Source organism: Geodermatophilus sp. SYSU D00691, assembly GCF_054050275.1.
In genome coordinates, this window is record NZ_JBJGYZ010000012.1 from 1 (window position 1) to 23,705 (window position 23,705).

The window sequence follows — 23,705 nt, forward strand, 5'->3', positions numbered from 1 at the left end:
GCGCCCCCCGCCCCCCCCCCCCCCCCCCCCCCCCCCCCCCCCCCCCCCCCCCCCCCCCCCCCCCCCCCGCCCCCCCCCCCCCCCCCCCCCCCCCCCCCCCCGGGCCCCGCCCCGCGCCGGGGGTCGGCGCCGTCGGCGACACTGCGGCGGTGCGGCGCATCCTCCTCCGGCGGCTCGGCGAGGCCGACGGCGCGGAGGCGCGCGAGTGGACCGACGACCACCCGGCGGCGGAGGCCACCCGGCTGCCGGCCGGCGCGCTGGCCGGCTGGGTGCGCGACCAGGAGGCGTCACCGGTCCGCTGGGTCTGGGACGACACGACCCGCTGGTACCCCGCGCTGCTGGAGGCGGGCGTCCGGGTGGAGCGCTGCACCGACCTGCGGCTCTCGCACGCGGTGCTGCGGCGCTCGCCCCTGGTCGACCAGGCGCTGCTGACCACGCCGGAGTCCGCCGGCTGGGAGGCGCTGGCGCCGGCGACCCCGGGCGAGCCGGGCCTGTTCCCCCTGGACGACCCGGCCGACCGGCTCGACCCGGTCGCCGAGCACGCCGCCCAGCAGGCCGCGCTGGCCGCGTCGCGCGATCCCGGCCGGCTCGGCCTGCTGCTCGCCGCCGAGTCGTCCGGGGCGCTGGTGGCCGCGGAGATGACGCACACCGGGCTGCCGTGGCGGCCCGACGTGCACGACCGGCTGCTCACCGAGCTGCTCGGCCCGCGGCCGCGCGCGGGGCAGCGGCCGGCGGTGCTCGAGCGGCTGCTCGCGGAGGTCCGCGCCGCCCTCGGTGCGCCGGCGCTGAACCCGGACTCGCCGGGCGAGCTGCTCACCGCGCTCCGGGTCGCCGGTCTGCCGGTGGAGGACACCCGCTCGTGGACCCTCGAGCAGCTCGACCACCCGGCCGTGCCGGCGCTGCTGGAGTACAAGAAGCTGGCCCGCCTGCTCGCCGCCAACGGCTGGTCCTGGCTGGAGACCTGGGTGCGTGACGGACGCTTCCGGTCGGTGTTCGTGCCGGGCGGGGTGGTCACCGGGCGGTGGGCGTCGAACGGCGGGGGAGCGCTGTCGGTGCCCACCCAGGTGCGCGCCGCCGCGGTCGCCGACGACGGCTGGCGGCTCGTGGTCGCCGACGTCGCCCAGCTCGAACCGCGGGTTCTCGCGGGCATGAGCGGGGACACCGCGCTGGCCGAGGCGGCCCGTTCGGCCGACCTGTACCAGGGCATGGTCGACGCCGGCGTGGTCGCGACCCGGGCCGAGGCGAAGGTCGGCGTCCTCGGCGCGATCTACGGCGGCACCCGCGGCGAGAGCGGCCGCATGATGCCCCGCCTCGCCCGCCGCTACCCGCGCGCCGTCGGGCTGGTCGAGGGCGCCGCCCGCGCCGGCGAGCGCGGCGAGGTGGTCGCCACCCTGCTCGGCCGCGGGTCGCCGCAGCCGACCGGGGAGTGGGCCGAGCGCCCCGTGGACCTCGGCGAGCCCCCCGACGAGGGCGGCGCGCGGCCCGACCGCGACCGCCGGCGGCGGGCCTGGGGACGGTTCACCCGCAACTTCGTCGTCCAGGGCACCGGGGCCGAGTGGGCGCTGTGCTGGCTCGCCGACCTGCGCAACCGGCTGTGGCGGCTGGGCGACGGCGACCTGGTGGAGCGGCCGCACCTGGCGTTCTTCCTCCACGACGAGGTCGTCGTCCACACCCCGGCGCAGCTGGCCGACGAGGTCGCCCGCGAGGTGCGCGCGGCCGCGGCGACCGCCGGCCGGCTGCTGTTCGGCGGCTTCCCGCTCGACTTCCCGCTCGACGTCGCCGTCGTCCGGTCCTGGGCCGACGCCGGCTGAGCGCGGGGCCGGTCACCCTCGGTGGCGTGACCGGCACGCGACACGCTGCGAGAGGGCGTGCCGGCACCCGTGACGCCGGAACCGCTCCTCCATCGGCTTGCGGTACGGGATGGTCCGGGGCACGACAGCTCGAGGACCCGGCAGCCAGGCCCACCCCCGACCCCACGGGCCCAGCCGGAGCGAGGAGGCGATCGCCGTGACCGATCAGCTCGACGTCGTGCGGGAGGACGCGCCGGAGGTGGGGGAGGAGCCCGCCGCCGCGGTCGCCGCCCTCCCCGTGCGGCGCCCGAACCTCACCGGCGACATCGACGAGATCCTCACCGCCCGGCCGGTCTTCCGGCGGCGGCTGCTGGGCTACGAGCGGCTCCAGGTCGACAACTACGTCGGCTGGGCCGAGGCCGGCCTGCTCAGCGCCCGCCGGGAGACCGACGACCTGCTGCAGCGCTTCGGCCGGTGCTACGCCGAGCTGCAGCTGGCCCGCCAGCGGCTGGTGCACTCACCCGGCGCGCAGCAGCTCGCCCGCGTCTCGGAGCGGATCGGCACCATGCTCCAGCTCGCCGCCGACGAGGCCGCCGAGATCACCGCGACCGCCGCGGAGGAGGCGGAGGCGTGGAAGCAGCGGGCCCGGGAGGTGACCGAGCTGGCCGCCGCGGACGCCGCCCGGGTGCGCCGGGAGACCGAGGCCGACCGCGCCGAGGCGGCCGCCGCGCGCCAGCGGGCCCTCGCGGAGGTCGCCGAGCTGCTGGAGCGGGCGGGCGACGAGCGGCACCGGCTGGACACCGAGTCGGCCCGCGAGCGCGCGCGGCTGGACGAGCAGGCGGCCGAGCGCCGTGCGCGGGACGATGCCGAGGCCGTCGCGCGCCTTCGGCGGCTCGAGGACACCTCCCGCCGGCAGCGCGAGGCGGCCGAGGCCCAGGCGGCCGAACGCCTCGCGGCCCTGGCGGCGGAGGTCGCCGAGCTGGAACGCCGGCGGGACACCGCGCTCGCCGGTCTGCGGCGGATGAACCAGCAGGTCAACGAGGCGGTCGCCACGCTGGCCACGAGCCTGCCGCCACCGGGCCTGCAGCTGGTCGCCCCACCGGCCGCCTCCTAGGGCGTGTGCGACCGGCCGCCGCCGGGCACCGGCACCCCATGACGATCCGACGCGCCCGCTGGCGCACCGCCGTGGCCGGGATGGCCGTCGCCGCCTCCGCCTTCACCGTCGCCGCCTGCGGCGGCGAGTCCGGTGACGACGGCGGCGGCCAGGAGCAGGTGGACGAGGAGTCCGGCGACGACGAGGGCGAGGAGGACGACGACTGACGGCGCGCGGCCCGCCTCCCGCAGGGGAGACGGGCCGCGTGACGGTCGGGCCGGTCAGCGACCGGCGACCACCGGCTCCGCCGGTTCGGCCGGCCGGTGCGACGCCTTCTCCAGCGCCGCGCCCTCGACGTCGAGCACCGGCAGCCAGCGCAGCCAGCGGGGCAGCCACCAGGCGGCACCGCCGAGCAGCGCCAGCGCGGCCGGCACCAGCACCATGCGGACGACGAAGGCGTCGAACAGGATGCCCATGGCCAGGGCGAACGCGATCGACTTGACCGTCGGCTCGCCGGCCGGCACGAAGCCGGCGAAGACCGAGAACATGATCAGCGCGGCCGCGACCACGACCGGCGCCGCCTGGCGGAAGCCGGTGCGGATCGCCTCCCGCGGCGCGATGCCGTGGCTGTGCGCCTCGTGCATCCGCGACACCAGGAAGATCTGGTAGTCCATCGCGAGGCCGAACAGGATCCCGATGACCAGGATCGGCGTGAGGCTGATCAGCGGACCGGCCGAGTCCAGGTTCACCGCGTCGGCCAGCCACCCCCACTGGAACACCGCGACGGTGGCGCCCAGCGCCGCGCCCACGGTGAGCAGGAAGCCGAGCACGCCGACCAGGGGCACCAGAAGCGACCGGAAGACCAGCACGAGGAGCACCAGGGCCAGGCCGACGACCAGGGCCAGGTACACCGGCAGCGCGTCGTCGAGGGCCTGCGCGACGTCGACGCTCACTGCCGTCTGACCGGTGACCGACGCCTGCACCCCGTCGGTGCCGGCGAGCAGCTCGCGCAGGTCGGCCACCAGCTGCTCGGTCTCCGGGTCGGTCGGGCCGGAGGTCGGGATGACGGTGAGCAGAGCGGCGGTGCCGTCGGCGTTCGGGACGGGCTGGGTGACCAGCGTGACGTCGTCCAGCCCGCCGATCGCGCCGCTGAGCCCGGCGGCCGTCCCGGCGGCGCCGTCGCCCTCGAACAGGACGGTGAGCGGGCTGCTGAAGCCCTCGCCGAAGCCGTCGGCGAGCAGCTCGGCCGCCCGGGCCTGGGTGCTGCCCTCGGCCGGCGTCTGCACCAGCGTGGTCTGCAGCGAGAAGAACGGGATCGAGACGACCCCGAGGGCCGCCACCGTGAGCAGCAGCGAGACCACGCGGCGCCGGGTGACCGTGGCGGCCCAACCGGCCAGGAAGCCGCGGCCGGTCGCCGGGCCCTCGCCCACGGCGGCGCGCTGCTTCTTCGGCAGCGCCCTGAGGCCGAGGAAGCCGAGCACCGCGGGCACGAGGGTCAGTGCCACCAGGACGGCGACGACGATGGTCGCCGCCGCCGCGAGGCCCATCTGGGTCAGGAACGGGATGCCGACGACGAACAGGCCGGCCAGCGCGATGACGACGGTCAGGCCCGCGGTGACGACCGCCGAGCCGGCCGTGCCGACGGCGGTGGCGATCGCGGTGCCCACGTCGGCGCCGTGCCGCAGCTCCTGCCGGTGCCGGGTGACGATGAACAGCGCGTAGTCGATGCCGACCGCGAGGCCGAGCATCGCGGCCAGGATCGGGGTGGTCGACGACAGGTCGGTGAACCCGGTGGCGATGGTGATGCCCATGACGCCGATGCCGACGCCGATCGCGGCGGTCAGCAGGTTCATGCCGGCGACGAGCAGCGAGCCGTAGGTGACGGCCAGGACCACCAGGGCGATGACGACGCCGATCGCCTCGGCCGGGCCGCCGACGTGCGGCACCTCCTGCACCGCCTCGCCGGAGACCTCGACGGTGTACCCGGAGGAGCGGGCGTCGGCGACGGCGTCGAGCAGCGCCTCCTGCTCGGCGGGGGTGACCTCGCCCGGCGCCGCGTCGTAGGTGACGGTGCTGTAGGCGGTGTCCTGGTCGGCGTTGACGCCGGGCGCGGCCGGGTCGAGCGGGTCGGTCGCCGACGTCACGCCGGGCAGCTCGCCCAGGGTGGCGACGAGCTCGCCGACGGCGGTGGCGCCCTCGGGCGTGGTCAGCGTCGCGCCGTCCGGTGCCGCGACGACGACCCGGGCCGTGGCCCCGCCGCCGAGGCCGCCGAACTCCTCGTCGATGCGCTCCAGCGCCGTCGTGGACTCCTGCCCCGGGATGGAGAACTGGCTCGTCGTCTCCCCGGCCAGGGTCGCGGCGCCGACGCCGCCGGCCACCAGGACGGCCAGCCAGACGAGGACCACCCCCACCCGGTGGCGGTGCGAGAACGCCCCGAGTCGGGACAACAGAACAGCCATGCGGATCAGGCCTCCACCTGGTCGGGGTCGGGGAGAGCGGCACCGGGGCGGCGGTGGCCGAGCGCGTCGAAGCAGGTGGCGACGATGTGCGGCCGCCACTCGGTGGTCCGGTTCTCGCGGTGCGCGGCGAGGGTGAGCACGGCCAGCGCGGTGAGCGCGCCGACGACGCGCACCACCCGTCCCGACACCGGCTCCTCGGGGTCGATGCCGAAGACCTGCAGGGCCATGGCGCCCACGGCGTCGAGCTCGGGGACGGCGGTGTCCGCCTCGCGGTTGGTCAGCGGCGCCAGCAGCAGGGCGACCAGACCGGGGTGGGCGAGGGCGACGTCGACGACGACCTCGACCGCCCGGCGGTCCCGCGCGGGACCGTCCGGCAGGTCGCCCACCTGGTCCAGCACCCGCCGGCCGAGGGCGGCGGCCTGGGCGAGCACCGCCTCCTGCAGCGAGTCCTTGCTGGGGAAGTGGTGCAGCAGCCCCGCTTTGGACAGCCCGACGGCATCGGCGACCGCCTGGACGGAGGTCTTCGCGAAGCCGGTGCGGGCGAACAGCGCGGCCGCGCGATCGACGATGCCCTCGTCGATCCGCTGACGGAACGGTCGTGCCACGGGGACGACCGTACGGACCGCCCCGACCAAGTCGGTAGGTGAACCGACCGGAATGGTCGGTAACATCGCTCACACCGATCGGCGCGACCTGACGGTTTCCGACGCCGCGGATTGTCACGGCTGCATAACGTGGCTACCGTGGCTCCCGCCCGTCCCGGCCGTCACATCCCCAGCAGGGGAGACCGGGCGAGCGCCGCCGAGTCGCCCTCCGGGGCGAGCCGGGGACCCACCGCAGTACTGGGGTGAATCCGCACCCGCGGCCCGTCGAGGGCCGGGGTCGGTAGGGCTGCTTCCCGCCCGAACCCGTCAGCTAACTCGGTAGGCGGCCGTCGGAAGAACGGAGAGCCGCCCCGATGGCGTGCCCCAGCACCACCGCACGGATCTGCTCCGCCCGGTCCCGCCGGACCCGGGTGCGCCCGCGCAGCTGACCACCCCGCGACCGCACCCGCGCGGCCGTCGCCCGACGCCGCGTCCCGGGCCCACCCGCCGCAGCCCCGCCCCGTCCGGGCGGCCTGCGCCCGCACACCTCTCGGAGCAGTTCCCCCCATGGATCCCCGCACCACCTCGTCCGGCCGCGCCGCCGGGCGTCGCACCGCCCGCCCCCGCCGCCGTGTGCCCGTCCCGGCGCGCCGACCGGGCATCTACCTCGGCGTGGCCGCCGCCGGCGCCGTCCTCGTCAACGTGCTCTTCGGTGCCGACCCGGCGGCCCAGGCCGAGGCAGGCTCCAGCGAGTCCGTCGCCGTCGCCCAGGCCCTCGGGCTGACCGCGCAGTCGGGGCCGCTCGAGGCGCGCGAGGTGGACCTCGCGCCGCTGGAGGACCTGGCCGCCAGCCGGTCCACCCGCGAGGCCGCGCAGACCGCCGCCGCGCAGGCCCAGGCCGCCGCCGACCAGGCCGTGCTCGACCGGCAGGCCGCCGAGGCCGCCGCCGCCGCGCAGGCCGCGGCCGCCGCCCAGGCCGCCGCCGAGGCGGCCGCCGCCGCTGCCGCCACCGAGGCCGCCGCCGCCGAGGAGGAGGGCGGTGCGGTCTCCTCCAGCACCGCCGCGCCGTCCGGCGTCGCCGTCATCAGGAACACCGCCGGGGCGCACAAGGCCGTCGTCCAGCGCGCCGCCGACGCCGTGGTGGCCAACGTGCCGGGCGCGGGCTCGATCACCCTGGGCGGCACCCGGGCCAGCGCGGCCGACCCGGGCGGCCACCCCTCCGGGCTCGCGCTGGACTACATGGTGATGACCGACGCCGCGCTCGGCGACGCGATCGTCGACTACCACATCGCGCACTGGGACGAGCTCGGCGTCGACTACATCATCTGGCAGCAGCGGATCCTGCAGTCGCCGGGCGGCTCGTGGTCGACGATGGAGGACCGCGGCGGCGCCACGGCCAACCACATGGACCACGTGCACGTGAACTACCGGGGCTGACCGCCCCCGCCCGGGGGCGGGTCAGTCGTGCGCGGTCAGCTCGTGGGACGCGTGCGCCGGCGACTCCAGCTGGAAGGTGGAGTGCTCGACGCTGACGGCGAAGTCACCGGCGAGCGAGGCCTGCAGCCGGTCGAGGATCTGGGGTGCGTGGCCGTCGTGGAAGCAGGAGTCCTCCACCACGACGTGCGCGGACAGCACCGGCAGGCCGCTGGTGATCTGCGAGGCGTGCAGGTCGTGCACCTCGACGACGTGCGGCACCTCGAGCAGCCGCCGGCGCACCTCGTCGAGGTCGAGGCCCGGCGGCGTCGACTCCAGCAGGACCGAGACGGTCTCCCGGAGCAGCGACAGGGTGCGCGGCACGATGAGGACGGCGATGAGCAGCGACGCCACGGCGTCGGCCTGCTGCCACCCGGTGAGCGCGATGACGCCCGCCGAGACCAGCACCGCGACCGAGCCGAACGCGTCGGCGAGCACCTCGAGGAACGCCGCGCGCAGGTTCACGTCGGAGCTGCGACCGCCGCGGGTCAGCACGACGAGCGCGACGACGTTGGCGGCCAGGCCCACCGCGCCGAAGACCAGCACGCCCGCGGCGGCGATCTCCGGGGGATCGGCGAGGCGGCGGACGCCCTCGACGAACACGTAGACCCCGACGGCGAGCAGGACGGCGGCCTGCAGGGTGGCGCCCAGCACCTCCGCCCGGCGATAGCCCCAGGTCCGCCGGGCCGTCGCCGGGCGGAGCGCCAGGGTGGCCGCGACCAGGGCGATCGCCAGCCCGGCGACGTCGGTGAGCACGTGCCCGGCGTCGGCGAGCAGCGCGAGGCTGCCGGTGAGCAGCGCGCCGACGAGCTCCACCACCAGCACGGTCGCGGTGAGGCCGAGCACCACCGCCAGCCGCCGCCGGTGGTCGGCCGTCCCGCCGGGCCGGTGGCCGTGCGCGTGCCCGGCGCTCACCGGCCGACCTCCCCGCGGCAGCAGTCGCAGCCGGGGCCGTCGTCGTGCGCGGGCCCGGCCAGGGCCGCGGCGGGGGAGCAGCAGGCGTCGCCGCGCCAGGCCGCGCGCCCCTCCCTGACCGCGACGGCGGCGATGACGAGGGCGGCGACCGGGTCGGCCCACGCCCACCCGAACAGGCTGTTGAGCGCCAGGCCGGCGAGCAGCACCGCCGAAAGGTAGGCGCACAGCAGGGTCTGCGTGGAGTCGGCGACCGCCGAGGCCGAACCGAGCTCGCGGCCGGCCCGTCGCTGGGCGGTGGAGAGCACGGGCATGACCGCCAGGCTGACCGCCGCCAGCACCAGCCCGACCGCGGAGTGCTCCGCCTCCCCGGACCCGAGCAGCGCCCGGACGGCGTCGACGGTGACGAAGGTCGCGAGGGCGAAGAACGAGACGGCGATGACGCGGAGCGCGACCCGCTCGCGCGCCTCGGGGTCGCGGCCGGCGAACTGCCAGGCGACGGCCAGCGCCGAGGACACCTCGACCACCGAGTCGAGCCCGAAGCCGATCAGCGCCGACGACGACGCCTGCGTGCCGGCGACGAGCGCGACGACGGCCTCGACCACGTTGTAGGTGATGGTCGCCGCGACCAACCAGCGGATGCGCCGCGCCAGCAGCGCACGCCGCGCCGCGGAGCTCGCCAGCGACCCGGGCGTCGCGGTCACCAGCAGCCGTCCTCCGCCGCCGCGGACGGGCAGGCGCTCGGATCGACGGCGAGGACGACCCCGAGCAGGTCGTCGAGGGCGTGCGCCAGGCGCGGCTCGGCGAGCTCGTAGCGCGCGCGCCGCCCCTCGGGCACGGCGACGACGAGGCCGCAGCCGCGCAGGCAGGCCAGGTGGTTCGAGAGGTTCTGCCGGGTGACCCCGAGCTCCTCGGCCAGGTCGGAGGGGTAGCCGGGTCGTTCGCGCAGCGCCAGCAGCAGCCGGGTCCGCGTCGGGTCGGACAGGGCGTGGCCGAACCGGGCGAGGACGTCGGCGTGCGCGACGGGCATCATGGCGCGGACTGTACAGCGGACGCTGAATCGACGGGAGCGTGCCCGGCACGTCCGTCCCCCCGGGCCGTCGCCGCCGGTCCCGGCGCGCCGGGCTAGGGTCGTGAACCGTGCCGACACCGCCGCCGGGAGATCCAGCCGAAGCCCCCGCGGCCCCGCCGATCCCGTCCTTCGAGTCGCTGCGCGCGCCCCGGCGGCGCACCACCGCGATGGACGTGCTGGCCCCCGCCCGCGAGCCCGCGGCCGCCCCGGAGCCCGTGGCGGCACCGGAGCCCGCGTCCGCCCCCGCGCCGAGCCCCGCCCCGCCGGCGCCGCGGCCGCCCGAGTGGGGCGACCTGGTGCACCTGGGCGTCCGGCTGCTGCGGTGGTCGGCCGGGATGCCGGTGCGCTGCGTGCGTCGGCTCCTCGGCGGGTAGCACCCCGTCGCCGCTCCCGGCAGGAGGTGCGCCGATGCGCTTCGTGTTCAGTCCCCCCGCGGAGGCTGCGACGGCCCTGCTGGCTTTGCCGTGGGAGCTGCCGCTGGCGCGGTGGCCGGCCGACCTGCTGGTCGAGATCCCGCAGAGCGGGCGTGCCCGGCACGTCGTGCGCTTCGTCGCGGAGTCCGGCCAGGTCTTCGCGCTCAAGGAGCTGCCCGAGGAGCCCGCCCGGCGCGAGCACCGGGTCCTGCGGCACCTCGCCGAGCTCGCCATCCCGGCGGTGACCGCGATCGGCGTCGTCGTGGACCGGCCGGCCCCCGCGGGGGCGGCGCTGGTCACCCGGTTCCTCGACTACTCGTCGTCCTTCCTGACGCTGTTCGCCAACCCCCGGTGCGGCCAGCTGACCGCGCGGGTGATGAACGCCCAGGTCGAGCTGCTCGTCCGGCTGCACCTGGCCGGCGTGCTGTGGGGTGACTGCTCGCTGTCCAACACGCTGTTCCGCTCCGACGCCGGCCGGCTGACGGCGTACCTGGTCGACGCCGAGGAGGGGGAGGTGCACGACGTCCTCACCCAGCGGCAGCGCGACACGGACCTGGAGGTGGCCTACGGCCGGGTCGTCGACGAGCTCGGCGAGCTGCGCCGCCGGGGGTCGCTGGCCGCCGACGTCGACCCGGCGCTGGCCGCGGCCGACCTGGTGGGCCGCTACGAGCAGCTCTGGGCGACCCTCACCAGCGAGGAGGTCATCGCCCGCGACGAGCAGCGCTTCCGGGTCACCGAGCGGATCCGCCGGCTGCACGCCCTCGACTACGACGTCGACGAGCTGGAGCTGGTCGACGAGCCGGGCGGGGGCAGCCGGCTGCGGCTCACCACGCGCGTCGCCGAGCCCGGCCACCACCGGCGGGTGCTGTTCGCGCGCACCGGGCTGCACGTGCAGGAGAACCAGGCGCGCCGGCTCCTGGCCGACATCGCCGTCTACCGGGCCTGGCTGCAGCACGTCGAGGGGCGTCCCGTCCCGGAGGCCGCGGCGGCGGCGCGCTGGCTCACCGAGGTCTACGAGCCGGCGCTCGCCGCCGTCCCGGCCGACCTGCGCCGCCGGCTGGACGACGCCGAGATCTACCACGAGCTGCTCGAGCACCGGTGGTTCCTGTCCGAGGCCGCCGGGCGGGACGTCGGCACCGAGGCCGCGCTGCGCGACTACGTCGGGCGCGTGCTGCCCGCCGTGCCTGCGGGGTTCGTCACCACGCCGCCCGCCTGAGGGGAGGCGCCCAGCGCGACGGTGAGCGCGAGGACCGTCGCGGGGTCCTCCAGCCGGCTGCCGTAGATCTCGCGCAGCTGTCCCATGCGGTAGCGCACCGTCTGCGGGTGGACGAAGAGCTCCGCGGCCACCCGCTCGCGCCGGCCGTGGTGCAGCAGCCAGGCGCGCAGCGTCTCGGTGAGCTTCTCCCGGGCGCCGGGGGCGAGGCCGGCCAGCGGCTGCAGCACCTGGGTGCGCAGGTCGGCCAGCGCGCCCTCGTCGGCCCGCAGGACCAGCTCGGCCAGCCGCTCCTCGGTGTCCACGGGCTCGGTGCCCTCCGCGGCCAGCCCGAGCTCGAGCGCCCGCCGGACCCGGGCGTGCGACTCGTGCACCGCCGTCCACGGCCGGGGCGGCCCGACGACGGCATCGCGCCCGTCGAGGGTGCGCAGCAGGGCCGGCCGCGAGCGCCCCTCGGCGTCGGGGACGAGCAGCACCAGGAGCCCCTCCGTGTCGGGCACCTCCTCGCCGGAGCGCAGCGTCCGCCCGTCGAGGGAGACCAGCGCGCCGTGCACCTTGGCCTCCGGCAGGACGACGGCGGTGAGCGTCCGTGGCGGCGCCCACCCGGCCCGCTCGGCGACCGCGGCCAGCTCCTGCGGGTCGGCACCGCCCAGCAGGCGGGCGGCCAGCCGCTCGAGGTAGCGCTCGCGCACCCGGCCGGAGGTGGCCAGCTCGTCGCTGTGCCCCGCGACGCTGGAGGCCGAGAGCTGGTCGATGTAGGCGAAGACGAGCTCGGCGAAGCGGGCCAGCCGCTCGGCGTCCAGGCCCGCCCGCACCGCGCTGGCGCTCATCAGCCGCCACGACACCCGCGCGCCCACCCGGTAGGCGGCCAGCAGCGCGTCCATGGAGCGCCCGCTGCGCGCCTCGCCCCGCCCCAGCGCGTACGCACCCTCCAGCGCCGGCCGGATCGGCTGGGCGGGGTCGGCGGCGCTCGCCGTGGCCAGCTCGAGGAACCCGGCCAGCGCCAGCTCGACGGCGTTGCCGATGACCCGGCCCATGTCGCCGGAGAACGCGTCGACGTAACTGGGCACCTGGACGATGATCTCGGCGACGGTCGCCTCGGCCACGGCGGGCAGCTCGGCGCGCATGGCCGCCGCCACCGGCGCGGGGATCGCGGTCGGGTCTGCGGCCACCGGCCCTCCTGTTTGTTCGCGGGGAACAGAACCTATCGCCCGATTCACGTCGAGGGCACAGGTACTTGTGCGCTGCGCTGGACAAACCTCAGGGCATGACGTCGACCGCCCCGCGCCCCGCCACGGTCCGGCCGCGCGTCGCACTGCGCGACCGGGTGCTCAAGCTCGCCGAGCTGGTGACCACCCCGCTGCTGCCCGGCGACTACCTCGACCTGATCGACCCGCTGCGCGCCGGCGCCGCGCTGCGCGGCCGCATCGAGGCCGTCCGGCCCGAGACCCGCGACGCGGCGACCGTGGTCATCCGCCCGGGTCGCGGCTGGCGGCCGCACACGCCCGGGCAGTACGTGCGCATCGGCATCGACGTCGACGGCGTCCGCCAGTGGCGGGCCTACTCGCTCACCTCCGACCTGACCCGCACCGACGGCTGCATCAGCATCACGGTCAAGGCCATCCCCGACGGCAAGGTGAGCAACCACCTGGTGCACCGGGCCCGCCCGGGCACGATCGTCCAGCTGGACCAGGCGACGGGGGAGTTCTGCCTGCCGCCCCAGCCGCCGGCCAAGGTGCTCTTCGTGACCGCCGGGTCGGGGATCACGCCGGTCATGGGCATCCTGCGCAACCTGCCGGCCGGCGCGTGCGACGTCGTCGTCGTCCACTCCGCCCCGACTGCCGACGACGTGATCTTCGGCGCCGAGCTGCGCCGGCTCGCCGCCGACGGCGCGCTGCGCCTGGTGGAGCGGCACACCGACCGCGACGGGGTGCTCGACGCCGCCGGCATCGCGGCGCACGTGCCCGACCTCGCCGAGCGGACGGCCTGGGCCTGCGGTCCGGTCGGCCTGCTCGAGGCGCTGGAGGAGCACTGGGCCGCGGCCGGCCTGGCCGACCGGCTGCACACCGAGCGCTTCCGGCCGACCGTGCTGGTCACCGGCGAGGGCGGCACCGTGTCCTTCGCCCGGACCGGCACCACGGTCGAGGCCGACGGCGCCACCCCGATCCTCGACGCCGCCGAGGACGCCGGCGTCCTCATGCCGAGCGGCTGCCGGATGGGCATCTGCTACGGCTGCGTGCTCCCGCTGCGCGAGGGCGCCGTCCGCGACCTGCGCACCGGCGAGGTCACCACCGCCGCACCCGGCGACGGCGTCCTCGTCCAGACCTGCATCAGCGCCGCCGCCGGCGCCTGCGACATCGACCACTGACCCCGACGGACGGAGCCCCCGTGACCGCCCTGCAGAAGAAGACCCAGAACCCCGTCGAGCACCTCACCGCGGAGGACGTCGAGCTCCTGGGCAAGGAGCTCGACACCATCCGCCAGGAGATCCGCGACAGCCTCGGCGAGGCCGACGCGAGGTACATCCGCACCGTCATCGACGTCCAGCGCAAGCTCGAGCTCGGCAGCCGCGCCGTCCTCCTGGCCGCCGGCTTCCCGCCGGCCTGGATCGTGGGGACGATCGGCCTGTCGCTGGCCAAGATCCTCGAGAACATGGAGATCGGGCACAACATCCTGCACGGCCAGTGGGACTGGATGCGCGACCCGAAGATCCACTCCACGACGTGGGAGTGGGACATGGCCAGCCCGGCCGAGCAGTGGAAGCACTCGCACAACGAGCTGCACCACACGTACACGAACGTGCTCGGCAAGGACAACGACCTCGGCTACGGCATCATGCGCGTCGACGAGGACCAGCGCTGGCACCCGCTGTACCTGCTGCAGCCGCTGTGGAACTTCGTCAACGCCTGCTTCTTCGAGTACGGCATCGCCGCCTACGACCTGGAGCTGGGCGCCAACCTGGCGACCAAGGAGCGGCGCGGCAAGCCCGAGTTCCGGGCCGGCGTCCGCGCCGTGCTGGGGAAGATCCGCAAGCAGGCCACCAAGGACTACCTCGTCCACCCGCTGCTGTCGGGGCCCTCGTTCCTGGCCACGGTGGGGGCGAACTTCACGGCGAACGTCGTCCGCAACGTGTGGTCGCACTCGGTGATCATGTGCGGGCACTTCCCGGAGGGCGTCGAGACGTTCGAGAAGAAGTCGATCGACGGCGAGACCCGCGGCGAGTGGTACCTGCGGCAGATGCTGGGCTCGGCCAACATCTCCGGCAGCAAGGCCATGCACCTCCTGACCGGCAACCTCTCGCACCAGGTCGAGCACCACCTGTTCCCCGACCTGCCCAGCAACCGGTACGCCGAGATCGCGCCCAGGGTGCGCGACGTCTTCGAGCGCTACGGGCTGCGCTACCACTCCGCGCCCCTGCCGCAGCAGGTCGCGTCGGCCTGGCACAAGGTGCTGCGGCTCTCGCTGCCCAACGGCTGGCTCGAGCAGACGACGTGGCGCAACGCCCCGTCGCAGCTGGTCAAGCTCTACCGGATGACCACCGGCGGGCCGAAGGTGCGCCGGGCGCTGCAGGCCGCCTGAGGCGACCCGCGGACGAGAACGGGCCCCGGCGCGCTGCGCCGGGGCCCGTTCTCGCGTGCGGGGTCAGACGGGGCGGACGTTCTCCGCCTGCGGGCCCTTCTGGCCCTGGGTCACGTCGAACTCGACGCGCTGGTTCTCGTCGAGGGACTTGAACCCGTTCGTCTGGATGGCGGAGAAGTGGCAGAAGACGTCGGGGCCGCCGCCGTCCTGGGAGATGAAGCCGAAGCCCTTCTCCGCGTTGAACCACTTCACAGTGCCCTGGGTCATGTCGTTCTCTTTCCGTGCTGGAGGTGTCCGGGCCGGCGGAGAGCCGGTCCGGGGTCGCCGCACCGACCGGCAGGACCGAGGGGAACGTCAGGCAGAGACGACTGCGGACGTCCGAGAACGAGGCAGAGGTACAACAGCGACCGCCTACACCGTACGCGATGGCGGCCGGAGGGCGCCGCGGCTCACCCCGGCGTGACGACGACCTTGCCGAGCGCCCGCCCCGCGCCGACGCGGGCCAGGGCCTCGGCGACGTCGTCCAGGCCGTACGTCCGGTCGATCCGGACGGCGACCTCCCCGGCGACGCACAGGTCGGCCAGCGGGGTGAAGTGCGCCGGCCCGGTGCGGACGACGAGGACGCCCAGCGACCGACCGGTGAGCCGGCCGGCGAGCCAGCCGGCGGTGACGACCCGCAGCAGCGCGCGCACCGTCCCGCCGACGCAGCGGTAGCGGCCGCCACGGGCCAGTGCCCGCCGGTAGGCGAACACCGACCGGTGCGCCACGAGGTCGAGGACGGCGTCGTAGGGCCCGCGGCGGGTGAAGTCCTCGGCGCGGAAGTCCACCACGTCGTCGGCACCCAGCGACCGCAGGAACCCCAGCTTCCCGGCGTTGTCGACGGCGGTGACGTGCGCGCCGGCCCGCTTGGCGAGCTGGACGGCGAAGGCGCCCGAGCCCCCGCCGGCGCCGTTGACCGCCAGCCGCTGCCCGGCCCCGATCCCGGCGGTGCCCTGCAGGGCGATGGCGCCGGCCTGGGGGATGGTCGAGGCCTCGGCGAAGGTCATCCCGGCGGGCTTGACGGCCAGCGCCCCCTCCGGCGCGACGGCGTACTCGGCGAAGCCACCCATGAGCGCGAGGTCGTCGCCGTAGACCTCGTCGCCGACCCGGAAGCGGGTGACGCCCTCGCCGACCGCGGCCACCCGGCCGGCGATGTCGGAGCCCAGGGTGCGGAACCGCGGGGACCGGAGCCCGCCGATCCGGGCGTAGGCGGGCGAGCCGACCAGGCACTCCCAGTCGCTGAGGTTGACCGACGTGGCGACGACCGCGACCAGCACCTGACCCGGCCCGGGCACCGGGACCGGGACCTCCTCGACGCGCAGCACGCCGGGCGGGCCGTACCGGTCGCGCACCGCGGCTCTCACACCCCGGGGACCGTAGGGCAGCGGCGCCCCGCGCGTCAGCCGTCCGGGAACCGTCAGGCGCTGAGCGGCATGCCGCGGCGCTGCAGGCGGATCCGGCGCCGCTCGCGCTCGGACAGGCCGCCCCAGATGCCGAAGCGCTCGTCGTTGCCGAGCGCGAACTCGAGGCACTGCAGGCGCACCGGGCAGCCGGCGCAGACGCGCTTGGCCTCGCGGGTGGAACCGCCCTTCTCGGGGAAGAACGCCTCGGGGTCGGTCTCGGCGCACAGCGCGTCCAGCCGCCAGGTCTCGTCGCCGTCGGCGGCGTCGGCCTGCGCCGGGGCCTCGTAGGGGAGGGTGGCCGGCGCCGGGGCCCACTCGTCGTTGGGGTAGCCGTCCACGGCGCACTCGACGGCGTAGACGTCCTCGGCGTAGGCCTCGGACCAGGTGTCGGTGCGGGCGTCCGCCGGCTCGGGGACGAGGGACAGGTACGGGGACGAGTACGACACGGGGAGCTCCTCAGGCGGGGAAGACGCGCACCCGTCGTGACGGACCGGTACGCCCTGTTTGCTGAAAGTGACGGTACGCAGGGACCGGGACGGGCCGCACTGGCACAACGTTGCGGACGTCGGCGGCGTCCTTCGGCATGATCTGCTCACGCGGGCCGGCCGAGCGCGCCGCCGGCCCGAGTTGCGCCCGGCCCGACCTGCGGCGTTCCATCCCGGGAGGAACCGGATCCGTCCCCCGGAGGAGGGCGTTCCGTGCCACCACGGCTACCCCTGGCCCCGATCTCCACCGCCCGGCGCGTGCCGAGGCCCGCCGAGCTCCGGGCCCTGGTGCAGTTCCGGCGGCCCCGGCTGTCGCCGCGGGCCGGGCGGCTGGCCGCGGCGCTCACGGTCCGCGACCTGCGGCGGGCGGCCACGCGCACCACGCCCCGGGCGGTGTTCGACTACGTCGACGGCGCGGCGGAGGAGGAGATCACCGCGGCGCGCAACGTCGCGGCGTACCGGCGGGTGGCCTTCCGGCCGGACGCGCTGAGCTCCGTGGCCGACCCCGACACCTCGGTGGAGCTGCTCGGCCGGCGCCTCCCGCTGCCGCTGGTCCTCGCGCCCACCGGCTACACGCGGATGATGCACCACCACGGCGAGGCCGCGGTCGCCCGCGTGGCCGAGCACACCGGCATCCCGTACAGCCTGTCGACGGTCGGGTCGACGTCCATCCGCGACCTGCGGGCCGCCGCCCCGGGGGCGGACCTGTGGTTCCAGCTGTTCTTCACCGCCGACGAACGGCTGAACGAGGCCCTCGTGGCGCAGGCCGAGGAGGCCGGCTACTCGACCCTGCTGCTCACGGTCGACACGGCGGTGTCGGGCATGCGGCTGCGCGACGTCGTCAACGGGCTCACGATCCCGCCCGCCCTCACGGCGCGGACCGTCCTGGACATGTCCCGGCGTCCCGGCTGGCTGCTCCACAAGCTCAGCACCGCCGGGCTGACGTTCGCCGTGCTGGGCAGCGCGGTCGAGGGCAACCCGACGCCGGGCGAGGTGGCCGGCATGATGTTCGACCCGGCCATGGACCTCGCCGCCCTCGACTGGGTCCGCCGCCGGTGGCGGGGGCCGCTGCTGGTCAAGGGTGTCACCACGGCCGACTCGGCCCGCCGGATCATGGACCGGGGTGCCGACGGCCTGGTGGTCTCCAACCACGGCGGCCGGCAGCTCGACCGCTCGGCGGCCACCCTCGACGTCCTGCCGTCGATCCGCGAGGCCGTCGGCGACCGGGCCACCGTGCTGATCGACGGCGGGATCCTGCACGGCCAGGACGTCGTGGCCGCCCGCGCACTGGGCGCGGACGCGGCCATGATCGGCCGCGCCTACCTGTACGGGCTGATGGCCGGAGGTCAGGACGGCGTGCTGCGGGTCGTCGAGATCCTCACCGAGGAGTACCAGCGGTGCATGCAGCTGCTGGGCGTGCGGCGCAGCGCCGACCTCTGCGCCCGACACGTCGCCTTCACCCCGCGGGCCGGCGGCGACTACCCCGAGGTCACGGTCTGACCGCACCGGCGGCCCCCCGCCTCCGGTTGCCGCGCCCCGGGGGACGTGCGGGAATGGCAGGTACCCGGTAAGTGACCCGCATCACAGGGGGCGTTCCATGGCCACCACCCGCAGAGCGCAGGACCAGCCGGTCTCCGTCGTCGACCGCTTCCCGACCAAGCACCTCCCGGCACCGTCGGTGCGCGACATGCCCGAGCCGCCGGCGAGCTTCCGGCACGTGGTCGGGCCGGGCATCATCGCCGCCGGCGTCGGCATGGCCAGCGGCGAGTTCATCCTCTACCCGTACATCGCCTCGCAGGTCGGGCTGGTGTTCGTCTGGGCCGCCTTCGTGGGGCTGGCCACCCAGTACTTCCTCAACATGGAGATCGAGCGCTACACGCTCGCCACGGGCGAGACCGCGCTCACCGGGTTCAGCCGGTACTGGCGGCACTGGGGCCTGGTCTTCGCGATCATGGCCTACTTCGCCAACATCTGGCCGGGCTGGGCGACCAGCTCCGCCACGCTCGTCACGTACCTGTTCGGCGGCTCGGTCGTGCCGATCGCGATCGGCATGCTGCTGCTCATCGGCATCACGCTGACGATGGCGCCGGTGGTGTACCAGGCGCTCGAGAAGATCGAGTTCGCCAAGGTCGCCGCCGTCCTGATCCTCATCATCGTCGCGTCGTTCTTCGCGATCGGGGCGTCGGACTGGGCGGACGTGCCCCAGATCGTCACCGAAGCCGGCCTGCCCGCCGAGGAGCTCGGCTTCGCGCTGCTGCTCGGTGCGCTGGCCTTCGCGGGCGCCGGCGGCGGGCAGAACCTGTGCCAGAGCAACTGGATCCGCGACAAGCGCTTCGGCATGGGCGCCTACGTGCCGCGGATCGTCAGCCCGGTGACCGGGCACCCGGAGGCCGCGCCGTCGACCGGCTACGTGTTCGAGCCGACGCCGGAGAACCTCGGCCGGTGGCGGCGCTGGTGGAAGTTCGCCAACACCGAGCAGCTCACCACGTTCGTGCTGATCAGCTTCCTGACCATCCTGTTCACCTCCCTGCTGGCCTACGCCACCGTGTTCGGCGAGGAAGGGCTGGCCAGCGACATCTCCTTCCTCGAGGTCGAGGGCAACGCGCTCAACGACTCGGTCGGCGGCTGGTTCGGCACGTTCTTCTGGGTCATCGGCGCCATCTCGCTGTTCGCCGCCGCGCTCGGCATCGTCGACTACACCAGCCGGCTCGGGGCCGACGTCCTCAAGACGGCGTACCTGAAGAACGCGAACGAGAGCAAGATCTACTTCGCGCTGGTGTGGGGCCTGGTCGCGATCGGGATCATCGTGCTGCTGTCGGGGCTGGACCAGCCGCTCGTGCTGCTGGTCATCGCCGCGGTGACCGGCGGGCTGATGATGTTCATCTACTCGGCGCTGCTGCTGCTGGTCAACCGGCGCACCCTGCCGCCCGAGATCCGCCCCGGCGGGATGCGCGTGGCGGCGCTGGTGTGGTCGTTCCTGCTCTTCGGCTTCCTGTCGGTGCTCACCTTCGACGAGCAGCTGGGCAAGCTGTTCGGCGGGTGAGGCGGGGACGTGACGTCGTCGCACGGGGGGCGGGTGGTCACGGCGGGGGAGACGATGGTGCTCGTCGTCCCCACGTCGCCCGGACGGCTGCGGCACGCGACCGGCGTGACGCTGTCCGCCGGCGGCGCCGAGAGCAACGTCGCGATCGGCCTGTCCCGGCTCGGCGTCCCGGCCGCCTGGATCAGCGCGCTCGGCGACGACGAGCTCGGCGAGCTGGTGCTGCACCGGGTCCGGGCCGAGGGCGTCGACACCGCGGCCGTGCGCCGCGTGCCGGACCGGCCCACCGGGCTCTACCTGCGCGAGGAGGTCGCCGCGGCGCACCGGGTGCACTACTACCGCCGAGGCTCGGCGGCGTCCACCCTCGCGCCGGGCGCCTTCGATCCCGTGGTGCTCGACGGCGCCGCCTTCCTGCACCTGACCGGCATCACCGGGGCGCTGTCCCCGGAGTGCGCCGAGTTCCTGCCCTGGGCGGCGAAGACGGCGGCGGAGGCCGGCGTGCGGGTCAGCTACGACGTCAACTACCGCAGCCGGCTCTGGGAGCCGGCCGCGGCCCGGGCCGCCACCGAGGCACTCCTGCCGCACGTCGACGTCCTGCTCGTCGGTGACGAGGAGGCCGCCGCGCTGTGGGGCTGGGACGCGGCGGCCTGCCTCGACCGGCTCCCCGACGCCGGCCCGCGCGAGGTCGTGGTCAAGCTCGGGGCCCGCGGCTGCGCGGCCGTCGTCGACGGCGAGCGGCTGACCGCACCCGGCTTCGAGGTGCGGCAGGTCGACCCCATCGGCGCCGGTGACGCGTTCGCCGCCGGCTACCTCGCCGCCACCGTGTGGGGGCACGCCCCTCGGGACCGGCTGCGGACCGCCAACGCCATGGGCGCCTTCTGCGTGCAGAACCTCGGGGACTACGAGGGCCTCCCCAGCCGCCGGGAGCTCGCCGCGTTCCTCGACCGGACCGTCGACCTCGGGAGATGAGCCCTCCGGTGACCGATCCCGCCGCCGTCCTCGAGGGCGTCTACGTCGCCAACGTGACGCCGTTCCGCGACGAGCCGCGCTACGGCCTCGACGTCGAGGCCTACCTCGCGCACGTGCGCTGGCTGGCCGGGTTCGGCGTCACCGGCGTCATCCCGTTCGGCACCAACGGCGAGGGGCCGTCGGTGGCGGCGCACGAGAAGCGGGCGCTGCTCGAGGCGCTGCTGCCCGAGGCCGGCGGGCTGCAGGTGGTGCCGACCGTCGCCGAGGGAAACCTGCCGGACACCCTCGACCTGCTGGCCTTCCTCGACGACCTGCCGGTCCGGGCGGTGCTGGTGCTGCCGCCGTACTACTTCAAGCCGGTCGACGTCGACGGGCTGCGGCTCTTCTACGACCGGGTGCTGACGGCGACGCGGCACCCCGTCGTCCTCTACCACATCCCGAAGTACGCCATCCCGCTGCCGACCGAGCTGGTCACGTCGCTGCCGGTGTGGGGGGTCAAGGACTCCGGCGGCGAGGCGGGCTTCGCGGAGGCCGTGCGCGACTCGGGCCGGGGGGTGCTGCTCGGCACCGAGGACGACCTGCCGGGGCGGCTGCCGACGGCCCAGGGACCGATCTCCGCGCTGGCCAACATCGTCCCGGAGCACGTGGTCGCGCTGTACGGGCACGTGCGGGCCGGGCGGACCGCCGAGGCCGCGGCGCTGTCGGACCACCTGCGGCAGGTGCGGGCCATGACCAAGGAGCACACGTCCGCGGCGGTGCTCAAGCGCGTCGCCCAGCAGCGGCACGGGCACCCGATGGGCACCGTCCGGCCTCCGCTGACACCGCTGCCGGCGTCGTTCGACGCCGCCGCGGCGGCCGAGCGGGCCACGGCCGCACCCGTCCCCGCCGACCGCTGAGGCCGTCGTGCGGGTGGTCCGGACCGATGCCGAGTACGGCTCGGACGACGTCGAGGCGGCCGTGCTGCGGCCGGCCGGCCACGAGCTCGTCACCGCGCAGGCGCGCACCGCGGCCGAGGTGGTCGCGGCCGCCGCCGGCGCCGACGCCGTCCTCGTGCAGTACGCGCCGGTCACCGCCGAGGTGCTCGACGCCCTGCCCCGGCTACGGTTGGTCAGCCGGTACGGCATCGGCGTCGACGGCGTCGACCTCGAGGCCGCCCGCGCCCGCGGCGTCTGGGTCTGCAACGTGCCGGACTACGGGACCGCCGAGGTCGCCCTGCACACCGCCGCCATGCTGCTGGCGCTGCTGCGCAACCTGGCCGGCCACGACCGCGAGGTCCACGCCGGGCGGTGGGACTACCACCTCGGAGGTGAGCTGCGCCGCACCGGCGAGCTCGCCCTCGGCGTGGTCGGGCTGGGCCGCATCGGCCGGCTGACCGCTGAGCGGGCCGGGCCGTGGTTCGGACGGTGCCTCGGGTACGACCCGCAGCTGCCGGACGGGTCGTGGCCGGTCGGTGTCGAGCGGACCTCCCTGGAGGACCTGTTCGCCCGCAGCGCGGCGGTCACCCTGCACGTGCCGCTCACCGACGGAACGCGGGGGCTGGTCGGCGACGACCTCCTCGGCCGGATGCCCGCGGGCTCGTACCTGGTGAACACCGCCCGCGGCGGGCTGGTCGACCTCGACGCCGTGCTCCGGGCGCTGGACTCCGGCCGACTGGCCGGCGTCGGGCTCGACGTCCTGCCCGACGAGCCGCCGGGGCAGCACCCGCTGCTCCGCCACCCCCGTGCGCTGCTCAGCCCGCACGTGGCCTGGTACTCCGTCGAGTCCGAGGTGGAGCTGCGGCGCAAGGCGGCGCAGAACGTCGTCGACTGGGCGCGAACGGGCCGGCCGACCTCCGTCGTCGTCGAGGGCCGCTGACGGTGCACCGCGGTCGCGGGCCTGGTTGACTCCCGAGCCCATGAAGCTGCTGCTGCCCGACTCGGTCCCGCTGGCCCCGGAACTGCCCGACGGCGTGGCCACCGTGGTCTACGACGCGTCGGCGCCGGTGCCCGACGAGCACCTGGACGCCGAGGCGCTGGTGGTGTGGGGCAGCTCCGAGGCCGACCTCGCCGCGGTCGCCGGCCGGATGCCCGGGCTGCGCTGGGTGCAGACCCTGGCCGCCGGGCCGGACGCGGTGCTGGCGGCCGGCTTCCCCGACGACGTCGTCGTCACCTCGGGGGCGGGGCTGCACAACCGGACCGTGACCGAGCACGCCCTGGCGCTCGTGCTGGCCCTGGTCCGGCGGCTGCCGGCCGCCGGGCGGGCGCAGGCCGAGCACCGCTGGGCGCGGGAGCTCGGCGGCCTGCAGCCGCTGCACCCCGAGGGCGCGGTGACGACGCTGATCGACGCCCGGGTGCTGATCTGGGGGTTCGGCTCGATCGGGCAGTCGCTGGCGCCGCTGCTCCGCGACCTCGGCGCCCGGGTGCGGGGGGTGGCGCGCAGCGCGGGGGAGCGGAGCGGGTTCGCCGTCGTCGCCGAGGACGACCTCGAACGGGAGCTGGCCGGGACCGACGTCCTGGTGATGATCCTGCCCGCCACCTCCGGCACCGTGCGGGCGCTCGACGCGCGGCGGCTGGCCGCACTGCCGCCGCACGCCCTCGTCGTCAACGTCGGCCGCGGCTCGACCGTCGACGAGGACGCCCTCACCGACGCGCTCGCGGCGGGGCGCCTGGCCGGCGCCGCGCTCGACGTCACCGCCACCGAACCGCTGCCGGCCGGCTCCCCGCTGTGGGACGCGCCGGGCCTCGTGCTCACCCCCCACGCGGCGGGCGGCCGGCCGGTCGGCGCCGACGAGCTGGTCACCGCAAACCTGGCGGCCCTGCTGGCGGGGCGCGAGCTGCGCAACGTCGTCGCGCGCTGACCCCGGTCAGGCCAGGCGGCGCACCCGGTTGACCGACGACCCGCTCTCGTCGAGCAGGTCGGGGATCCGCGCGGCGAACTCCTCGAGGTGCGGGGCGGACAGGTGGTCGTCGAGGTGCCGGTCCGACTCCCAGTTCTCGTAGAAGAAGAAGGCGTCCTCGTCCTCGATCCCCTGGTGCAGGTCGTGGTTCACGTACCCGGCCTCCCGGCTCGTCGGCTCGACGAGGGCCTCCAGCGCGGCCCGCAGCTCCTCGCGCCTGCCCGGCGCGGCGCGCATGCAGGCGATCACGGTGAGCAGGTCGCGAGGGTCGTCGGTGGGGGTGGGCACGGTGGTCTCCCGTCCGGC

At 75.8% G+C, this 23,705-nt stretch carries 24 protein-coding genes and 1 riboswitch; of the genes, 14 read left to right on the forward strand and 10 right to left on the reverse strand.

The genetic code is table 11. The annotated features are described in order from the left end of the window. Window positions 1-149: 149 nt before the first annotated feature. The 3 genes from ACI797_RS10995 (at window position 150) to ACI797_RS11005 (ending at window position 3,110) form a co-directional block, all read left to right on the forward strand. A complete protein-coding gene (locus ACI797_RS10995) occupies window positions 150-1,811 on the forward strand; it encodes a bifunctional 3'-5' exonuclease/DNA polymerase (protein ID WP_456858638.1) in 1,662 nt (553 codons plus the stop codon). A 196-nt stretch (window positions 1,812-2,007) separates the two neighbouring features. After that, on the forward strand, window positions 2,008-2,904 hold the full coding sequence (locus tag ACI797_RS11000; RefSeq protein WP_456858639.1) for a hypothetical protein: 897 nt from the start codon (window positions 2,008-2,010) through the stop codon (window positions 2,902-2,904). A gap of 38 nt (window positions 2,905-2,942) precedes the next feature. Further along, complete coding sequence (locus ACI797_RS11005) at window positions 2,943-3,110, forward strand: hypothetical protein (RefSeq protein ID WP_456542131.1); 168 nt, start codon at window positions 2,943-2,945, stop codon at window positions 3,108-3,110. A gap of 54 nt (window positions 3,111-3,164) precedes the next feature. Here the strand turns inward: ACI797_RS11005 and ACI797_RS11010 are convergent, their stop codons facing one another. Both ACI797_RS11010 and ACI797_RS11015 read right to left on the reverse strand, forming a co-directional pair. Continuing rightward, window positions 3,165-5,342, reverse strand: a complete 2,178-nt coding sequence (locus ACI797_RS11010; protein WP_456858640.1) for an MMPL family transporter — start codon at window positions 5,340-5,342, stop codon at window positions 3,165-3,167. Between the two features lie 5 nt (window positions 5,343-5,347). Beyond that, a complete protein-coding gene (locus ACI797_RS11015; protein WP_456858641.1) occupies window positions 5,348-5,947 on the reverse strand; it encodes a TetR/AcrR family transcriptional regulator in 600 nt (199 codons plus the stop codon). 184 nt (window positions 5,948-6,131) lie between these two features. Then, a riboswitch (cyclic di-AMP (ydaO/yuaA leader) is annotated at window positions 6,132-6,287 on the forward strand. A 206-nt stretch (window positions 6,288-6,493) separates the two neighbouring features. Between ACI797_RS11015 and ACI797_RS11020 the strand changes: the two genes are divergently transcribed. Next, window positions 6,494-7,363, forward strand: a complete 870-nt coding sequence (locus tag ACI797_RS11020) for a hypothetical protein (RefSeq protein WP_456858642.1) — start codon at window positions 6,494-6,496, stop codon at window positions 7,361-7,363. A gap of 21 nt (window positions 7,364-7,384) precedes the next feature. Here ACI797_RS11020 and ACI797_RS11025 read toward each other — a convergent pair whose 3' ends face one another. From ACI797_RS11025 to ACI797_RS11035, 3 genes are read right to left on the reverse strand one after another with little or no spacing between them, the layout of a single operon-like run. Continuing rightward, on the reverse strand, window positions 7,385-8,314 hold the full coding sequence (locus ACI797_RS11025) for a cation diffusion facilitator family transporter (protein WP_456858643.1): 930 nt from the start codon (window positions 8,312-8,314) through the stop codon (window positions 7,385-7,387). After that, window positions 8,311-9,015 (reverse strand): cation transporter, encoded by a 705-nt coding sequence (locus ACI797_RS11030; protein WP_456858644.1) that lies wholly within the window; start codon window positions 9,013-9,015, stop codon window positions 8,311-8,313. Before ACI797_RS11030 ends, ACI797_RS11025 begins: the two co-directional genes overlap by 4 nt. Next, on the reverse strand, window positions 9,012-9,344 hold the full coding sequence (locus ACI797_RS11035; protein WP_456858645.1) for an ArsR/SmtB family transcription factor: 333 nt from the start codon (window positions 9,342-9,344) through the stop codon (window positions 9,012-9,014). The genes ACI797_RS11030 and ACI797_RS11035 overlap by 4 nt, the downstream gene beginning before the upstream one ends. A gap of 107 nt (window positions 9,345-9,451) precedes the next feature. Between ACI797_RS11035 and ACI797_RS11040 the strand changes: the two genes are divergently transcribed. Together ACI797_RS11040 and ACI797_RS11045 are read left to right on the forward strand one after the other, a co-directional pair. Continuing rightward, window positions 9,452-9,757 carry a hypothetical protein gene (locus ACI797_RS11040; RefSeq protein ID WP_456858646.1) on the forward strand — a complete coding sequence of 102 codons (306 nt, stop codon included), beginning with the start codon at window positions 9,452-9,454 and terminating at the stop codon, window positions 9,755-9,757. A 34-nt stretch (window positions 9,758-9,791) separates the two neighbouring features. Then, complete coding sequence (locus ACI797_RS11045; protein WP_456858647.1) at window positions 9,792-11,012, forward strand: DUF4032 domain-containing protein; 1,221 nt, start codon at window positions 9,792-9,794, stop codon at window positions 11,010-11,012. On the opposite strand, the gene ACI797_RS11050 is transcribed toward ACI797_RS11045, so the two are convergent. Continuing rightward, complete coding sequence (locus ACI797_RS11050; RefSeq protein WP_456858648.1) at window positions 10,952-12,181, reverse strand: PucR family transcriptional regulator; 1,230 nt, start codon at window positions 12,179-12,181, stop codon at window positions 10,952-10,954. The genes ACI797_RS11045 and ACI797_RS11050 overlap by 61 nt on opposite strands. Window positions 12,182-12,276: 95 nt before the next feature. Here ACI797_RS11050 and ACI797_RS11055 point away from each other — a divergent pair, with 95 nt between their 5' ends. Beyond that, on the forward strand, window positions 12,277-13,377 hold the full coding sequence (locus ACI797_RS11055; RefSeq protein ID WP_456858649.1) for a ferredoxin reductase: 1,101 nt from the start codon (window positions 12,277-12,279) through the stop codon (window positions 13,375-13,377). A 20-nt stretch (window positions 13,378-13,397) separates the two neighbouring features. Further along, window positions 13,398-14,588, forward strand: coding sequence for a fatty acid desaturase family protein (locus ACI797_RS11060; protein ID WP_456858650.1), 1,191 nt, complete (start codon window positions 13,398-13,400; stop codon window positions 14,586-14,588). Window positions 14,589-14,651: 63 nt separating this feature from the next. Here the strand turns inward: ACI797_RS11060 and ACI797_RS11065 are convergent, their stop codons facing one another. From ACI797_RS11065 to ACI797_RS11075, 3 genes are all read right to left on the reverse strand, one after another. After that, window positions 14,652-14,855 (reverse strand): cold-shock protein, encoded by a 204-nt coding sequence (locus tag ACI797_RS11065; protein WP_456542119.1) that lies wholly within the window; start codon window positions 14,853-14,855, stop codon window positions 14,652-14,654. A 182-nt stretch (window positions 14,856-15,037) separates the two neighbouring features. Then, complete coding sequence (locus ACI797_RS11070; protein WP_456858651.1) at window positions 15,038-15,991, reverse strand: NAD(P)-dependent alcohol dehydrogenase; 954 nt, start codon at window positions 15,989-15,991, stop codon at window positions 15,038-15,040. A gap of 53 nt (window positions 15,992-16,044) precedes the next feature. Continuing rightward, the gene (locus tag ACI797_RS11075; protein ID WP_456858652.1) at window positions 16,045-16,476 is read right to left on the reverse strand and encodes a WhiB family transcriptional regulator; all 432 of its coding nucleotides are present in this window, start codon (window positions 16,474-16,476) and stop codon (window positions 16,045-16,047) included. A gap of 297 nt (window positions 16,477-16,773) precedes the next feature. Between ACI797_RS11075 and ACI797_RS11080 the strand changes: the two genes are divergently transcribed. The 6 genes from ACI797_RS11080 to ACI797_RS11105 all read left to right on the forward strand — a co-directional run bounded on the left by ACI797_RS11080 (window position 16,774) and on the right by ACI797_RS11105 (window position 23,360). Further along, window positions 16,774-18,015 (forward strand): alpha-hydroxy acid oxidase, encoded by a 1,242-nt coding sequence (locus tag ACI797_RS11080; protein ID WP_456858653.1) that lies wholly within the window; start codon window positions 16,774-16,776, stop codon window positions 18,013-18,015. 97 nt (window positions 18,016-18,112) lie between these two features. Next, on the forward strand, window positions 18,113-19,558 hold the full coding sequence (locus tag ACI797_RS11085) for an Nramp family divalent metal transporter (protein ID WP_456858654.1): 1,446 nt from the start codon (window positions 18,113-18,115) through the stop codon (window positions 19,556-19,558). Between the two features lie 9 nt (window positions 19,559-19,567). Then, complete coding sequence (locus tag ACI797_RS11090) at window positions 19,568-20,524, forward strand: sugar kinase (RefSeq protein ID WP_456858655.1); 957 nt, start codon at window positions 19,568-19,570, stop codon at window positions 20,522-20,524. An 8-nt stretch (window positions 20,525-20,532) separates the two neighbouring features. Then, the gene (locus ACI797_RS11095; RefSeq protein ID WP_456858656.1) at window positions 20,533-21,420 is read left to right on the forward strand and encodes a dihydrodipicolinate synthase family protein; all 888 of its coding nucleotides are present in this window, start codon (window positions 20,533-20,535) and stop codon (window positions 21,418-21,420) included. A 7-nt stretch (window positions 21,421-21,427) separates the two neighbouring features. Further along, complete coding sequence (locus ACI797_RS11100) at window positions 21,428-22,378, forward strand: C-terminal binding protein (RefSeq protein WP_456858657.1); 951 nt, start codon at window positions 21,428-21,430, stop codon at window positions 22,376-22,378. Between the two features lie 40 nt (window positions 22,379-22,418). Next, entirely contained in the window at window positions 22,419-23,360 is a 942-nt protein-coding gene (locus tag ACI797_RS11105) for a phosphoglycerate dehydrogenase (protein ID WP_456858658.1), read from the forward strand. A 6-nt stretch (window positions 23,361-23,366) separates the two neighbouring features. Here ACI797_RS11105 and ACI797_RS11110 read toward each other — a convergent pair whose 3' ends face one another. Beyond that, a complete protein-coding gene (locus tag ACI797_RS11110) occupies window positions 23,367-23,687 on the reverse strand; it encodes a putative quinol monooxygenase (protein ID WP_456858659.1) in 321 nt (106 codons plus the stop codon). Between the last annotated feature and the right edge of the window lie 18 nt (window positions 23,688-23,705).